Below are 14353 nucleotides of genomic sequence, written 5' to 3' on the forward strand. Positions count from 1 at the left end.
CTGTTATCTTTGCGGCTTCATCAGGCTGTCTCGCTCTGTTTTTATTATGTTATCCATCAGTAATTTACAAGCCAAAATTGGCAATAAGCAAATATTAAAAGGCCTTGATCTGGAAGTCAATGCCGGTGAGGTTCATGCCATTATGGGTCCAAATGGAGCTGGCAAAAGCACACTGGCATCCGTACTGGCAGGTCGTGAAGACTATGAAGTAATTGGCGGCAGTGTTAAGTTCGACGGTAGAGATTTGCTGGAGATGGCCCCTGAAGAACGGGCCGCCGAAGGTATTTTCCTCGCTTTTCAGTATCCGGTTGAAATACCGGGCGTTAGCACCACCAACTTTCTGAAGACAGCCATCAACGAGATCCGTAAGTATCGCGGACAGGATTCGCTCGATGCCGTGCAGTTTCTGAAGTTGATGAAAGAAAAAATGAAACTAGTCAACATCGATCAATCGCTACTGAGCCGGTCGCTGAACGAAGGGTTTTCAGGAGGAGAGAAAAAGCGGAACGAGATTTTTCAGATGGCCATGCTCGAACCGAAACTGGCTATTCTGGACGAAACCGATTCGGGGCTGGACATCGATGCGCTACGTATCGTGGCCGACGGTGTGAACAAACTTCGCTCGCCGGAACGTGCTACCATTGTGGTTACGCACTACCAGCGACTACTGGATTACATTGTCCCCGACTACGTCCACGTACTCTACCAGGGACGTATCGTTAAATCGGGTCCTAAAGAACTGGCGCTCGAACTGGAAGAAAAAGGGTACGACTGGATAAAGGCAGAAGCAATTTGATGTATGATGTATAGGATAGGATACACAGCCATAAAACGGCGAATCCTGTAGTATACAACCTACATCATACATCAAACATCAAAAAATGACTCCCTCCTATTCGTCATATAAGGATTTTAAAGAGCAGTTGCTGGCGGCTTTCCGTGACAACGAAGAGCGCATGAACGGAGCAAGCAAAACGGCGCTGCATCAGTTACGTCGGGCGGCTCTGAAACAGTTCGACCAGCTCGGCTTTCCGACCATTCGGAACGAAGAATGGAAATATTCGAGTGTAAACGGTTTGCTCAAAGAATCGTTCGACCTCGACGAAAGCACTACGTTAACCGCCGAAGATCTGGCTCCGCTCGAAATTCCAAATCTCGATGGGAATCTGCTGTATTTCGTAAATGGCCGCTATCACGCCGAACTGTCGCGCATCGTTAGCCCGGCCAGTCAGGTACAAATAACCAGCTTCGCCGACGCGCTTAAAACCGAGCCTGATTTTATCGGTACGTATTTCGCTCACTACGCTGATTACCAAGAAAATGCGTTCACGGCTCTGAATACAGCGTTAGCCAGCGATGGCGTGGTGGTACGTGTGCCTGACAACACTACTGTTGAGCAGCCGATCATTCTTCGTTTTATTACTGACGCCCGCGACAGAAACAGTGCCTCGCAGCCCCGCAACCTCATTGTTGTCGGCAAAAACGCCGAAGTGATGGTGGCCGAATCATACCGGACGCTGGGCAATGGAGCCAGTTTTGTGAACGTAGTGACCGAGATTGTCCTCGGGCGCGACGCTCGGATGCAGTACTACAAGGTGCAGAATGAAACTGAAAAAGCGTATCATATCGGCACTACGCAGGTGAACCAGACGGACAACAGCCATTTCTATTCGGCCACTGTTACGTTGGATGGCAACTTCATCCGGAACAACCTGAACATCGTACTGAATGGCCAGCACGCCGAGGCTTTCATGTATGGCCTTTACATGCCAAACGGCCGCCAACACGTTGATAACCATACACTTGTTGATCATGCGATGCCCAATTCTTACAGCAATGAATTGTATAAAGGTATCCTGGACGATAACAGCACGGGCGTTTTCAACGGGAAGATTTTCGTTCGGCCCGACGCTCAGAAAACCAACGCCTATCAGTCGTGCAAGAACGTAGTACTCTCGCCCAATGCGACGATGAATACAAAACCCCAGCTGGAGATTTTTGCTGATGACGTAAAATGTTCGCACGGAACCACTACAGGGCAGTTGAACGACGAAGCGTTGTTTTACATGCGCTCGCGGGGTATTCCAAAAGACGAAGCCAGAACGCTTTTGCTCTACGCTTTCTCGCAGGACGTACTAAGCCAGATCAAGATTCAACCGATTCGGGAATATCTGGAGCGCGTCGTCACAGAGAAACTTGGAAAATAGCGTTAATGAAAAATGTTCAATGAAAAATGGATAATGGCCAGTCGGTTGTTATCCATTTTTCTATTATAAGCAGTGGTTGAAAGCTTGCTAATGACAGTGCTTTATGTCATGCTGACGAAGGAAGCATCTTAGAAACTGTCTGAAAAACCCCTAAATCCCCTAAAGGGGACTTAACTCGCACTCGAACAAAGTCCCTTTCAGGGGATTTAGGGGTTTTTGAACGAATTATAAAATAGTTTTCAGATAGCATCTTAAAGCATCCTTATTTGAATGGTAGGAAACCTTAAGATGCTTCCTTCGTCAGCATGACAAAATCGATGCATAATACTTTAAATTAGTTATTACCCCTTATGCGCTTTCTACTTGTACTGGCTTGCTTTCTGATTACAAACGCTACGTTGGCCCAAAGTATACAATTTGCTTTTGAAGGTGATTCGGCGACGGTTCCGTTTGTGCGGGATAGTCTGCGGGGCATTTCGGGTCTTGAAATGGTACCGGCTACGGGGGAATTGCATTTTGTGAGTGATCGTGGCTGGCACTACGTATTCAACAACATCCGAACCATCCACGATTTAAGTAACAATACGAATCTGAAACGAGCAGAGAAAACGCCTTTCTGGTTCGAAAGCGTTCGGTATCATCCTCAAACTAATACGTATTTCTGGACTGACGAACATGAATTTGTTACGTCCTTACTGGCCAGTAAAATGCTGGGCGATAGCGCTGCTAAAGTTTTACTAAGAATTCCGCTGCCAGGGCCGAACAAGGGGTTGGAAGCGATTGCGGTTACCCCGGCGGGCGCGCTTTGGATGGCCCCTGAAGCTGGCTGGGAATCAGAAACAGACATGAATCAGGATTCTATTACGTTCTTTCGCTACGTAAATCCGCTTGCCGCTGACCCGGTCGTGGAGCGATTCAGATACCCGATGAACCGCTGCCCGTTTGCGCAGGGCGAAGAACGTCCGAACGGTATTTCGGAGATTGTCGCCGTTGATGATGATCGGCTATTGGTGCTGGAACGTTGTTACGATGCGAGTCATCGGCAGGTTACGGCACGGTTGTACGTAGCCACTATGGACGTAGCAAACCACACGCTACGTCGGGAGCTGGCATTCGATTTTAACCAGCAATTTCCCGGCGTTGTCTGCAACCTCGAAGCCATGACCTGGACTGACGATACGAAACAATCACTTGTACTCATGGCTGATGATAATTTCCGCAGAAACCGAACCTTACGGAATCAGGTGATTGTTCTACGGAGACGATAATTACCGAACTGAACTACTGTTGGTTTTTGTTTGATAAGAGAAGTTTTCGGGCGACGTTACCGCCCATTTTATCTTTTTCTCCCTGAATTTTCATGCAATCAGCCATAGATACGCCCCTCGATATTCAGAAAATTCGGCAGGATTTTCCGGTGCTGGACCAGGAAGTAAACGGCCGTCCGCTGGTGTATTTCGACAATGCGGCTACCAATCAGAAGCCGTTGCCGGTTATTCATGCCCTTACCCGGTATTACGAGGGTTACAATGCGAACATTCACCGCGGTATTCACCATCTGGCAGAGTTGGCTACGGCCGCTTTTGAAGCATCGCGTCGGGCCATTCAGGAGTTTCTGAACGCCAAATACTGGCAGGAAATCATTTTCACGTACGGCACCACCGACGGTATTAATCTGGTGGCCCAAAGTTACGGTCGGCGTTTTTTGACCGAAGGCGACGAGATTATCATTTCGACGATGGAGCACCACTCCAACATCGTGCCCTGGCAAATGCTCTGTGAAGAAAAAGGTTGTGTTTTGAAAGTCATTCCGGTTGATGATAACGGCGAACTGTTATTGGACGAGTACGAAAAACTCCTGTCGGAACGTACTAAATTAGTGGCATGCGTGCACGTATCGAATTCGCTGGGAACCATCAATCCTGTTAAAACCATCATCGACAAAGCGCACGCCGTTGGTGCCCTTGTGCTGATCGATGGCGCACAGGCCAGTTCTCATTTAGACCTTGATGTACAGGCACTTGACGCCGATTTCTACGTACTGTCGGCGCATAAGCTTTATGGCCCAACGGGTATGGGAGTACTGTATGGCAAGAAAGAAATTCTGGATTCCATGCCGCCGTATCGGGGTGGGGGCGAGATGATTAAGGAAGTTACGTTCGCCAAAACGACGTACAATGATCTGCCTTACAAATTTGAAGCCGGTACACCGAATATTGCCGACGTAGTGGCCGTGAAAACAGCGCTTGAATACATGGCCAATTTGGGTAAGGAGAATATTGCCACCCACGAACATGACCTGCTTCAGTACGCTACCGAGCAACTCACTACGTTGGACGGACTACGTATCATTGGGCAGGCGAAGGAAAAAATTGGGGTTATTTCGTTTGTGATGGACGGGATTCACCATCAGGATATTGGCGTTATTCTGGACCAACAGGGTATCGCCGTCAGGACTGGCCACCATTGCACGATGCCGCTGATGCAACGCTTCGGCATTGCCGGAACTACGCGAGCCTCCTTTGCCGTTTATAACACCAGAGATGAAGTTGACCGTTTGATTATGGGCCTGCGCCGGGTGCAGAAAATGATGTTGTAAGAATATCTAAACAAACCCTTACAAACATGGAAGAGGAACTCTTGCTGGATAAAAATCAAGTAATTGAAAGTTTTGGTAATCTGCCAGATAAGGTTACAGCCGATCAATTAATTGAGCGCATTTTATTTATACGTTTAATTAATGAGCGACTCTTAGAGGCCAACACAACGCCTGGAACGTCCCATGAGCAGTTCATCAAAGAGTTTGGCGAATATAAAGCGCAAAAAAAGGCAGAAAAGCAAAGTAGGTAGTAATGACATTAATTTGGAATGACGAGGCTAAAGTAGATGTCAGGAAAGCCTACAGTGATTATTACAACTATTCATCTTCATTGGCTGATGACTGGTCAGATGAGTTAGCTAAAAAAGTTGAATTACTGTTAAAATTTCCAGAAATGGGACGCAGAGTTCCTAAGTTTGAGATTAGCTTTATTCGCGAGGTGTTTGTTAGAAAGTATCGGCTTGTTTACCAATTCCAGAATAATATAGTTCGCATTTTGGGAGTTCGTGCGATGGGCCAACCACTTGGTAGATTTTAACTATGACCATTAACGAAAAGCAGGACGAGATTATCGAGGAATTTGATTTGTTCGATGATCAGCTCGATAAGACACAGTATATCATCGACTTAGGCAAAAAGTTACCACCTATGCCTGAAGCAAATAAAACCGACGAGAACCGAATTATGGGTTGTCAGTCGAAAGTATGGGTTGATGCTGAACTGAAAGGCGACAAATTGTATTTTTATGGTGATAGCGAACCCACAGCTCAGATTTCGAAGGGTCTGGTTGGTTTGCTGATCCGCGTATTATCGGGCGAAAAACCTGAAGATATTGCTAATGCCGAGCTTTATTTTATTCCGAAAGTGGGCATGGGCAACCTGATTACGTCGCTGCGGGCCGGTGGGCTGGCGTCGATGATTGAACGAATGAAAGCGTATGGCCGGGCCTATTCAGGCCAAACAGCTTAATTTATAGAAAGCACAGCAATGACTGACGAAGAATTAAAAGAACAGGTTGTACTCGCGCTGAAAGGCGTATACGACCCCGAAATTCCGGTGGATGTGTATGAACTGGGGCTAATTTACGAAATCAAGATATTTCCGGTCAACAACGTGTATATCCTGATGACGCTGACGTCGCCCTCGTGCCCATCGGCAGGTTCAATTCCGGCCGAAATCGAAGAGAAAGTCCGGGCCATCGAAGGTGTCAACGACGTAAGTGTGGAATTGACATTCGATCCGCCTTATTCCACCGAACTTATGTCGGAAGTCGCTAAATTAGAATTGGGATTTATGTAAGAATAAGTCGTTAGTCAAGAGTCATCAGTCGATAGTCAACCAAGAGAAGCACTAACGACTAAAGACTATAGACTGACGACTAGTAACTAATTGACTAACAACTAAAATTATGTATCCTCCTCATTTGCTTGTCCCGATGCGGGAAGACCTGACCAGCGTTGGGTTTGAAGAATTGACCACTGCCGACGACGTAGTGAACACGATGGAAAACGCCCAGGGCACCATGCTGGTCGTTGTGAATTCGGTTTGTGGTTGTGCTGCCGGGGCAGCCCGTCCGGGTGTAAAAGCTGCATTGGCGTTGAGCCCAGTGAAGCCCGATAAAATGGTAACCGTTTTTGCTGGTGGCGATTTGGAAGCAACCGCGAAAATGCGGGAATACCTGCTGCCATATCCGCCATCTTCGCCAGCTATTGGCATTTTCAAAGATGGTGACCTGGTGCATTTCATTGAGCGGCACCACATCGAAGGTCGTTCGGCGCAGATGATTGCCCAGCACCTCGAAATGGCGCTTGAGGAATTCTGCACGCCAGCGAATGCGTAAAAAGTAAGTCGTTAGTCAAGCGTCGTTAGTGTTCCGAGAGAGTACTGACGACGATTGACTAACGACTTTTTTATGCCCATACTTTTGTGCCTTCAGTGCAGTTGCGGCACATCTCTATTTCGGAGCGGGAACGTAATAGCGTCTGTCGGAAATCGGTGTAGGCGTCGCCCTGCCACAGCTCAGTAAATGATTCCGTTTGGAGGTTGCCAAGGCGATGATGGGCGTCTTTATCGAAGCAGCACGGCACCACAAGGCCATCCCACGTAATGACGCAGGAGTGCCACATTTTCCAGCAGTGGTCACCAAATCCATTCTTGATCTGGTACGTTCCATCGGTCTGCGCAGCGTAACGGCTGTATTTATCCAGCGTTGGAATTAAATCAGAACCGTGCGCATAGTCATAAATCTGCGCCGTTTTCAGGCCAATTTCATCTACGCCCAGCTCGCGGGCTAGTTTTTTTACTTCAGCAATCTGATGCTCATTCGGTTTCACCACCAGAAACTGGAACACTACGTGGGGCGTCCTTGATTTCAATTCCTTTTTCCAACGTAGTATGTTCTTTGTGCCCTCAAGCACCTTTTCAAGCTTCCCTCCTACCCGATACTGCTCATATACTTCCTGCGTAGTGCCATCAATGGAAATAATCAATCGGTCGAGGCCAGACTCAACAGTTTTGCGGGCGTTGGCGTCAGTAAGGTAGTGCGCGTTTGTGCTGGTGGCTGTGTAGATGTTACGTTCGGTAGCGTAACGTACTAAATCCAGAAATTGCGGATGCAGGTACGGCTCTCCCTGAAAATAAAAGATCAGATACAGCAGTGTTTCGTGCAGTTCGTCGATGGTACGTTTGTAAAGCTCTTCGCCCAGCATTCCCGTTGGCCGCGTGAACGAACGTAGCCCACTAGGACACTCGGGACAGCGCAGGTTGCAGGACGTAGTAGGTTCGAATGATACCGACATGGGTAATCCTCGCTGCACGGGCCGACCAGTCTGCTTTGCTACGTAATAACTCGACAGCACCTTGAGCGCATTCGCCACCCGCCTGGGCGTGAGTTTGGATGCAAAATTAAGGCCGTCGATCAGGTTGCGATTCATGCTGGCAAAGGTACAACGTAGTACGTTACGTACCCGAAGACATATTCGATATGTACAAGTTGGTCGCGTATCTGCAGGCCAGCAGCAACTAGGTTAGAGAGAAGCAATAGAATGTATTAGCCCAACAACTGATTTACCGAAATTGTGAAGTCTTCCAGCACAGGGTAAGCGGAGCAAATGTCATCATCAGAGCAAATTTGCACTGTTTTTCGAGATGTGTACACATGCACCTCGGCGTTTTCAGGGTAGATATGCCAGAGCACTTGTACCCCCGCTTTGAACTATTCAATACGTTTCGCTTCTATCTTCTCGCCCTCATCAGTGGGCGAAATTACTTCGATGCAAAATGCAGCAATGGGTTCATTTTCTTCATCACGAATCTGCTCATCAGAAAAATAAGCCATGTCAGGTCGTCGCATCTGAATGCCGGTAAGCACTACGTCCTGTTCGCAGATGAGTTCACCTCCTGCTTTGTGTGCACTAGTCTGTAGAAAAAGTCGGTTAAGTTGTCTGATCAGCTGTAGATGCTTGCGCTCCATGCTTGCAAATCTGATTAGTTCGCCGTCGTTCCATTCGTATTTGAAGCCATCAGTAGGCTCAAAACGAAGAAATTCCTCGAACGTAGTGGGAATAACCATTGGTTGATATGTCGTCTCTAGCATGGTCGTAAGAGATGATTTCGATGAACTATTCTCTGCAAGATACCCAGCGTAACAGATTAAATCAAGCGGCAGACATCCGCCAAACGCAGCAACCAGCTTCTTCGAAAATCAGTTCGCCAGATGGAATGTTGGTAAGTGTTTGGGGCTTTTTCCCCGTTAGACTAGCCACAAAAATGTATCCTTCCGACGTAGATTCGGTGTGCGTCCAGGCGATATAGGATTCTTTTTCGCCCGGCGTGGATGCGCCCGGCTTGGATGCGCCGGGAGCTACTAACCAGCGCGTTTTCTTACCAGCTATGGATGGCCAGATGCTTTCGGCAAAAAGACGGATTTTCAGTATGGAATCAAATTGATCAGCGTTTTGCCCCCAGATAAAAGGCCCGTGCGTTACCTTATCCAACTCGCGGTCGTCTTCAATATGAAAGACGTAGAGTTTACTATATTCTTCGTTGGCACCCCGTTTTTCGTGCAAATTGCGCACTTCGAAACCCAGCCCGACGTAGCTGGGCATATCGGTTAAAAACAGTGCCGTAAAATAGCGAAATACATTTCCCGTCTGGTAAAACTGGTCGAATCGTGGATCATCTTTATCGGCGGTGATAACGGTGAAATTGGGCGCAAACCGACGCGTTTTCAGGTGCTCGTAGTACGTAGCAAACTGTTGATTAAACTCAGCCGAACCAACGACCATTGACTGCAAATCGCCCAGAGTCGAATCGGCTTCTATGGCTTCCAGATGGTCGGGTTCGTTGCCATAACCCATCGTATCGGGCGGGGCCAGAAACGTTTCGGCGAAAAAACCATAATACGGTACGTTCACCTGCACATATTTCTTTATGGCACGTAGCGGGTCATACCAATCATCTACAGTTGCCGGAACGCCTTCAGAACGCATCTGCACATGGGCCATATCGCCCCGCATAAAATCGAAATTATATTTCCGCTGGCAATCAGCCACTTGCCGACAGATATAATCCCAGGCGGGTTGATTCGGTCGACTGAAGTCAAGTTCCCAGTTCTGATTATTGTCCTTCGATTCGTAGAAACGATAACGCGCCAGCGGCCCAAACACCCGCGACATGGGTTCTGGATTGTCGAAAGCGTATTGATACCACGTCTGGCCATATTCGTCCATTACGTAATCATTCGCGTCGATATGCAGTCCTCGATACGGTGGCGCCATCGTCATGGGTAGCGTTTCATAACCTTGCCCGACCAGATGCCGAATCAGCGCAATTCGCCTATTGAGCCGTCCCTGATAATCGTGTGGGTAACCGAATAAAATTTGCTGACGCAGACTATCGCTAAATCCAATAGGCCCTGAAGCAACGGAGAAAAAAGCATCTTTGGAGAAGGCTAGTGGTGTTCCATCGGCGGCTCCGTGAAATTTCAGAAACTGCCAGATCGCTTCCTCAACGTAGCGATACACCAGATTCGAGTGATCGAGGAGTTGGTTAGGTTTACCTGATTTTTCGTCGCGCTGAACCCACTCGAACAGCGACGGACAGGTAAGCACCATCTCCGAAAACCGGTCGGTGTGCGGAATCACGTCCATACCGACGGTACGTCCCATCGCGTGTAATACGTTGATAACTACTTTTAGTTGTTTTTCAACTGAGTTGAGCGCCGGTACGTATTTCGCCAGTTCTACATCGAAAAATTCGGGATTGATCTGCCAGCTCACCATCCCGTATAAACTTCCGACAACGCCTGGCTCCCAGATCGGCAGCAGGTGAATACTGTCGTGGCTGGCGGGCAGGGTCAATACGTAGTCGATGATGTTCCAGAATGAGCCAATGGTCCTGACATTGATACCGACCATGTTGCTACGTTTCAGCCATGTCCCATCCGATAAGTTTTTTACCGGGCTATCGATGGTTTCGTTGGGATCGAGGGCGCGACGTAGCATCTCATTTCCCAACCGTTTGTGCAGTATGTCGAGTGTCTGATACACCGTAAACGCTACGGCCGTTTGCGGGAGCAAATGCGGAACAAACGATAAACGACCTGACTGATAGGCCTCTACGTGTATCCCGTATTCCCGATACCAGTCGGCTTGCAAATCGGTAATTGTCTTCGGCATAAAGCAAATGTAAAGGGTTTTCCTAAAAACAAAATCACGCCGTTTTTGTCATTCGTAAGGCGTAGGAATCTTTCTCCGACGACTCATATTTTTTACTCCTTTAATGCCGTTATCATTGAAGCCAGTCCGGCAACATCATGGCCGATCAAATAGACGTACTTATCATTGGCGGAGGACTTGCCGGCCTGGTCAGCGCCCTCGAACTGATCAAAGCTGGCCATTCGGTTACGCTTGTCGAACGAAAAACCTACCCATTTCACAAGGTTTGTGGTGAGTACGTTTCCAATGAAGTCCGACGTTACGTCGAATCGCTGGGGGTAGATTTAGCCAGGATTGGCGTTGCTGATATTCACCGACTTCAGGTGTCCGCGCCGTCGGGCCGATCGCTGGAAAGTGAGCTGGACTTAGGTGGTTTCGGCATTAGTCGGTATCGATTTGATAACGAATTGTATCAGCTTGGCAAAGCGGCTGGCGTGCGGTTTCTGCTTAATAAACAGGTCGATACCGTTACGTTCCAGGAAGCGCAAAACGGCTCGTTTACAGCCTTGCTCAACGACGGACAACTTCTGACTAGCCGATTGGTTATTGGCGCGTATGGTAAGCGGTCGAAATTAGACCGGACACTTAACCGGGCATTTACGCAACGCCCTTCACCCTATCTGGGTGTCAAATACCATATCCAGTTACCCTTTCCCGACGATACAATTGCGCTGCATAATTTCCCGCATGGATATTGCGGGCTATCTGCGATTGAGGACAATCGCTACTGCCTATGCTACCTGACCACGCGCGAACATTTGCGTCGGTTTGGTGCCATTCCGCAGATGGAACAAGCTGTTTTGTACCAGAATCCGCATTTGAGAAACGTTTTTGAAAACGCCCGTTTTCTGTACGACAAACCCGAAGTCATCAACGAAATATCGTTTGCACCGAAGCGGGCCGTCGAAAATCATATGCTGATGGCGGGCGATTCGGCAGGTTTGATAACGCCACTCTGCGGCAATGGCATGGCAATGGCGATTCACAGTGCGCGACTGGTCAGTAGTCTGTCCACTACGTTCTTACAAGGGCAAATCAGCCGAACGCAGCTCGAAGATCAGTACCAGCGTCGGTGGTCGGCGCAGTTTACCCGGCGGCTATGGTTTGGCCGCCATATTCAGCAATTATTTGGACATCCATTACTTACCGAAGTTACTGTACGCACGTTCGCTACGTTCAAACCGGCACTACGTATGCTCATTCGGCAAACGCATGGGTGAAAGGTTGTTGTAGAGACCGGTCCGCCGTTGCGGAGGCATGCCTTGTCTCCTATGCGTCAGCAATAAACCATACGGATATGAGAACCATCCGGTCATGAGACAAGGCATGCCTCCGCAACGGCGGACCGGCCTCTACACAGTTAATACGTTCGCAACACGCGCAGACGGTGGTTTTTATTGACGCGGATGTGTGGGTTACTCAGCCAGTGAAACAGGACGCCACTTAACACTAAAGCTCCCGTTACGGGCAGTACATTCCGATTCAACTGGCCATTGTTAATGAAATCGGCCAGCATGTAAACACCACCTGCCAGCGGAAACAACGTACCAGCCGCCGTCACAAACGGAATTCGGCGGTGCAGGTAAACTTTTTGTACATCTTTCAATTTGAACGTAACAGGTTCGTCGCGGTTCATAACTTCATTCGCCATCAGTATACTGAACGTACTGTCTGATACGTCGTACAGTTCTTCGCGGTATTTTTCTCTATTGGCCTTAAAATGAACCTCATCGCCCTGGAAGAATCGGTAGCGCCGGAAACCGCCCAACGTGTGATTTACATCGAAAGCCAGGTAGCGCGACGGACGTAGCAGCGCCAGATACGACGTTCCTTTTCGTTGCAACAGTTGTTCCGTGGTCAAGGTATCGCGTGGCTGCGCCGGAGCGATCAACGTAGTAAATACTATCAGAAACAAGAAAGAAAAGCAGAATCGCATGGTGGCCGTTACCGCAAAGGGAGTGGTTTGGGACTGCAATGTAAAACCAAAAACGACGGCTTTGTTTATTAAAAAAAGTTAAGTCAGGCGCTTCCAATTTCGCTCCGTCTCTTTGTTACGTTCATTCCAGTGGCTGACCGCTGCCTAAAAGTAGCCTCGTTAAAGCTTGATTATGAAGCGATAGGAACTAGATTTAATCGATGAAAAATACTCTCCGAACTATGAAACTCATTTACGCGCAACTACTGCTTTTACTGAGTTTACCAACACTGGCTCAGAATTATGTGTCCGTCGGATCTAACTCACCTACTCCTTCGTCTGGTAATACGTTAATTGGCCTTTCGGCGGGCAATTTCAGCATGTCTGGGGTCAACAATCTCATGATTGGAGCAGGAGCAGGTACGGCAAACACGACGGGTGATTTTAATTCTTTTGTCGGTAATGGTACAGGCAATCTGAACACAACGGGATTCAGAAACGCCTTTTTCGGTGACGGTGCCGGTAATCGGAATACAACGGGGAGCTATAATACGTTCATCGGAATGCTGGCGGGTTTTTTCAATAAGGGGGGTACTTATAACGCGTTTGTAGGTTATGAGGCAGGCAATCAGAACACAACGGGTAACTTTAATGCTTGCTTTGGTTATCAGGCAGGTTATAATAATATGATAGGTGACAACAATGCGTTTGTTGGTTATCAGGCAGGCTTCAATACAAAATCCATTCAGAATACGTTTATCGGCAGCCAGGCGGGTTCTGCCAATACAGGCGGCAGCAGCAATGCCTTTGTCGGCTTTCAGTCTGGCCGAGATAATACCATCGGCGTCTCCAACGCCTTTCTGGGCGCTTTCGCCGGTATATCCAACACCACCGGATTCGATAACACCTACCTGGGCTCTAACGCCGGAAATCGGGGCACCACCGGTACCGGCAATACGTTCGTGGGCTATGGCAGCGGGGTATACAATACCGCCAGCAATAACCTGTTCGTGGGCAACCGGGCGGGCTACAACAGCACTACAGGCAGCAATAACGTACTGATCGGTCCCTACTCAGGCACGGCTCTCCAGACCGGCAGCAACAACATCCTGCTGGGGGCCAACACCCAACCCACCAGTGGGGCTATCCAGAATGGGGTAGCCATTGGCTCCAATGCGACGGTGGCTCTCAACAACGCCATCGTGTTGGGCGATCATACCAACCCTGGTATTGCGGTGGGCATTGGCACCAACGCTCCTCAATATCCGCTGGATGTTCGGGGCATCATCCGGCTGCGCAACAGTGGCACCATCAAATTCAGCCATCTGCTGAATCCCAATCTGCGCGAGGGTGCCACGGATCAGTTTCTGACCGTCAACGCCCAGGGCGAAACCGTGCTGGCTCGCTATCAACTACGTATCAGCCACGTAAATGAGTGGAGCGATAACGTATTTACTCCCGCCTATTCGCTAAAACCACTTCCTGCCGTCGAGCAGTATATCCAGCAGTACGGTCATTTGCCAGACTTGCCTTCTGCCGAACAGGTGGTTGAGAATGGTGTTGATCTGGCAAAGATGAATGCTACGTTGTTGAAAAAAATTGAAGAATTGACCCTCTATAGTATTCAATTGGAAAAGGAGAAGCGAGTCTTACAGCAAAACGACCAGAAACGCCAAATGGACTTGCAGCACCAACAGAATCGGCTTGACGAACTGGAACGACTGATGAAACAGGTGCTGGAAAAGAAGTGACTACGTACTGGTACGTATTATTTACACAAAAGGAAGTCAGTACCATTTTACATCCTATTGCTACGTTCTAAAGTCTATTGTCTGAAATCTACCAAAAAGAAGTTTCCCCTCAAACGTATCCGTCAGCTTGTTTAAACTGATACGTCTGAGGGGAAACTTTTGTC

At 48.4% G+C, this 14353-nt stretch carries 15 protein-coding genes; 11 read left to right on the forward strand and 4 right to left on the reverse strand.

Translation table 11 applies throughout. The features are described 5' to 3' along the window. The first annotated feature begins 46 nt into the window (after window positions 1–46). The 9 genes from sufC to IC229_RS25270 all read left to right on the forward strand — a co-directional run bounded on the left by sufC (window position 47) and on the right by IC229_RS25270 (window position 6646). Window positions 47–796 carry a Fe-S cluster assembly ATPase SufC gene (sufC, locus tag IC229_RS25230; RefSeq protein ID WP_190890151.1) on the forward strand — a complete coding sequence of 250 codons (750 nt, stop codon included), beginning with the start codon at window positions 47–49 and terminating at the stop codon, window positions 794–796. Window positions 797–881: 85 nt separating this feature from the next. Beyond that, entirely contained in the window at window positions 882–2207 is a 1326-nt protein-coding gene (gene sufD / locus IC229_RS25235) for a Fe-S cluster assembly protein SufD (RefSeq protein WP_190890152.1), read from the forward strand. Between the two features lie 350 nt (window positions 2208–2557). Beyond that, window positions 2558–3475: an esterase-like activity of phytase family protein gene (locus IC229_RS25240; RefSeq protein ID WP_190890154.1), complete on the forward strand. Its 918-nt coding sequence runs from the start codon at window positions 2558–2560 to the stop codon at window positions 3473–3475. Window positions 3476–3567: 92 nt separating this feature from the next. Then, window positions 3568–4806: a cysteine desulfurase gene (locus tag IC229_RS25245; RefSeq protein ID WP_190890156.1), complete on the forward strand. Its 1239-nt coding sequence runs from the start codon at window positions 3568–3570 to the stop codon at window positions 4804–4806. Window positions 4807–4832: 26 nt separating this feature from the next. Continuing rightward, the gene (locus IC229_RS25250; RefSeq protein ID WP_190890158.1) at window positions 4833–5057 is read left to right on the forward strand and encodes a hypothetical protein; all 225 of its coding nucleotides are present in this window, start codon (window positions 4833–4835) and stop codon (window positions 5055–5057) included. A gap of 2 nt (window positions 5058–5059) precedes the next feature. After that, on the forward strand, window positions 5060–5344 hold the full coding sequence (locus tag IC229_RS25255; RefSeq protein WP_190890159.1) for a type II toxin-antitoxin system RelE/ParE family toxin: 285 nt from the start codon (window positions 5060–5062) through the stop codon (window positions 5342–5344). Window positions 5345–5346: 2 nt separating this feature from the next. Continuing rightward, complete coding sequence (locus tag IC229_RS25260; protein ID WP_190890161.1) at window positions 5347–5775, forward strand: SufE family protein; 429 nt, start codon at window positions 5347–5349, stop codon at window positions 5773–5775. 18 nt (window positions 5776–5793) lie between these two features. Then, the gene (locus IC229_RS25265; RefSeq protein ID WP_020599942.1) at window positions 5794–6105 is read left to right on the forward strand and encodes a DUF59 domain-containing protein; all 312 of its coding nucleotides are present in this window, start codon (window positions 5794–5796) and stop codon (window positions 6103–6105) included. Window positions 6106–6214: 109 nt separating this feature from the next. After that, entirely contained in the window at window positions 6215–6646 is a 432-nt protein-coding gene (locus IC229_RS25270; protein ID WP_190890163.1) for a BrxA/BrxB family bacilliredoxin, read from the forward strand. A 70-nt stretch (window positions 6647–6716) separates the two neighbouring features. Here the strand turns inward: IC229_RS25270 and IC229_RS25275 are convergent, their stop codons facing one another. From IC229_RS25275 to IC229_RS25285, 3 genes are all read right to left on the reverse strand, one after another. Beyond that, a complete protein-coding gene (locus IC229_RS25275; RefSeq protein WP_190890164.1) occupies window positions 6717–7739 on the reverse strand; it encodes an SPASM domain-containing protein in 1023 nt (340 codons plus the stop codon). Between the two features lie 281 nt (window positions 7740–8020). Beyond that, on the reverse strand, window positions 8021–8401 hold the full coding sequence (locus IC229_RS25280) for a Uma2 family endonuclease (RefSeq protein WP_223834188.1): 381 nt from the start codon (window positions 8399–8401) through the stop codon (window positions 8021–8023). 61 nt (window positions 8402–8462) lie between these two features. Next, complete coding sequence (locus IC229_RS25285; RefSeq protein ID WP_190890166.1) at window positions 8463–10484, reverse strand: alpha-amylase family protein; 2022 nt, start codon at window positions 10482–10484, stop codon at window positions 8463–8465. A 137-nt stretch (window positions 10485–10621) separates the two neighbouring features. On the opposite strand from IC229_RS25285, the gene IC229_RS25290 reads away from it, so the two are divergent. Next, a complete protein-coding gene (locus IC229_RS25290; RefSeq protein WP_190890168.1) occupies window positions 10622–11743 on the forward strand; it encodes an NAD(P)/FAD-dependent oxidoreductase in 1122 nt (373 codons plus the stop codon). Between the two features lie 140 nt (window positions 11744–11883). Here the strand turns inward: IC229_RS25290 and IC229_RS25295 are convergent, their stop codons facing one another. Then, window positions 11884–12438, reverse strand: a complete 555-nt coding sequence (locus tag IC229_RS25295; protein WP_223834189.1) for a hypothetical protein — start codon at window positions 12436–12438, stop codon at window positions 11884–11886. Window positions 12439–12680: 242 nt separating this feature from the next. On the opposite strand from IC229_RS25295, the gene IC229_RS25300 reads away from it, so the two are divergent. Continuing rightward, entirely contained in the window at window positions 12681–14189 is a 1509-nt protein-coding gene (locus IC229_RS25300) for an autotransporter outer membrane beta-barrel domain-containing protein (RefSeq protein WP_190890170.1), read from the forward strand. Window positions 14190–14353: the final 164 nt, after the last annotated feature.

Source organism: Spirosoma profusum (assembly GCF_014699005.1).
GTDB classification, from domain to species: domain Bacteria; phylum Bacteroidota; class Bacteroidia; order Cytophagales; family Spirosomataceae; genus Spirosoma; species Spirosoma profusum.

Excerpts from the sequence above, each read along its gene's own strand:
- sufC (WP_190890151.1), top strand. The coding sequence starts at position 47 with ATGTTATCCATCAGTAATTTACAAGCCAAAATTGGCAATAAGCAAATA.
- sufD (WP_190890152.1), top strand. The coding sequence starts at position 882 with ATGACTCCCTCCTATTCGTCATATAAGGATTTTAAAGAGCAGTTGCTG.
- IC229_RS25240 (WP_190890154.1), top strand. The coding sequence starts at position 2,558 with ATGCGCTTTCTACTTGTACTGGCTTGCTTTCTGATTACAAACGCTACG.
- IC229_RS25245 (WP_190890156.1), top strand. The coding sequence starts at position 3,568 with ATGCAATCAGCCATAGATACGCCCCTCGATATTCAGAAAATTCGGCAG.
- IC229_RS25250 (WP_190890158.1), top strand. The coding sequence starts at position 4,833 with ATGGAAGAGGAACTCTTGCTGGATAAAAATCAAGTAATTGAAAGTTTT.
- IC229_RS25255 (WP_190890159.1), top strand. The coding sequence starts at position 5,060 with ATGACATTAATTTGGAATGACGAGGCTAAAGTAGATGTCAGGAAAGCC.
- IC229_RS25260 (WP_190890161.1), top strand. The coding sequence starts at position 5,347 with ATGACCATTAACGAAAAGCAGGACGAGATTATCGAGGAATTTGATTTG.
- IC229_RS25265 (WP_020599942.1), top strand. The coding sequence starts at position 5,794 with ATGACTGACGAAGAATTAAAAGAACAGGTTGTACTCGCGCTGAAAGGC.
- IC229_RS25270 (WP_190890163.1), top strand. The coding sequence starts at position 6,215 with ATGTATCCTCCTCATTTGCTTGTCCCGATGCGGGAAGACCTGACCAGC.
- IC229_RS25275 (WP_190890164.1), bottom strand. The coding sequence starts at position 7,739 with ATGAATCGCAACCTGATCGACGGCCTTAATTTTGCATCCAAACTCACG.
- IC229_RS25280 (WP_223834188.1), bottom strand. The coding sequence starts at position 8,401 with ATGCTAGAGACGACATATCAACCAATGGTTATTCCCACTACGTTCGAG.
- IC229_RS25285 (WP_190890166.1), bottom strand. The coding sequence starts at position 10,484 with ATGCCGAAGACAATTACCGATTTGCAAGCCGACTGGTATCGGGAATAC.
- IC229_RS25290 (WP_190890168.1), top strand. The coding sequence starts at position 10,622 with ATGGCCGATCAAATAGACGTACTTATCATTGGCGGAGGACTTGCCGGC.
- IC229_RS25300 (WP_190890170.1), top strand. The coding sequence starts at position 12,681 with ATGAAACTCATTTACGCGCAACTACTGCTTTTACTGAGTTTACCAACA.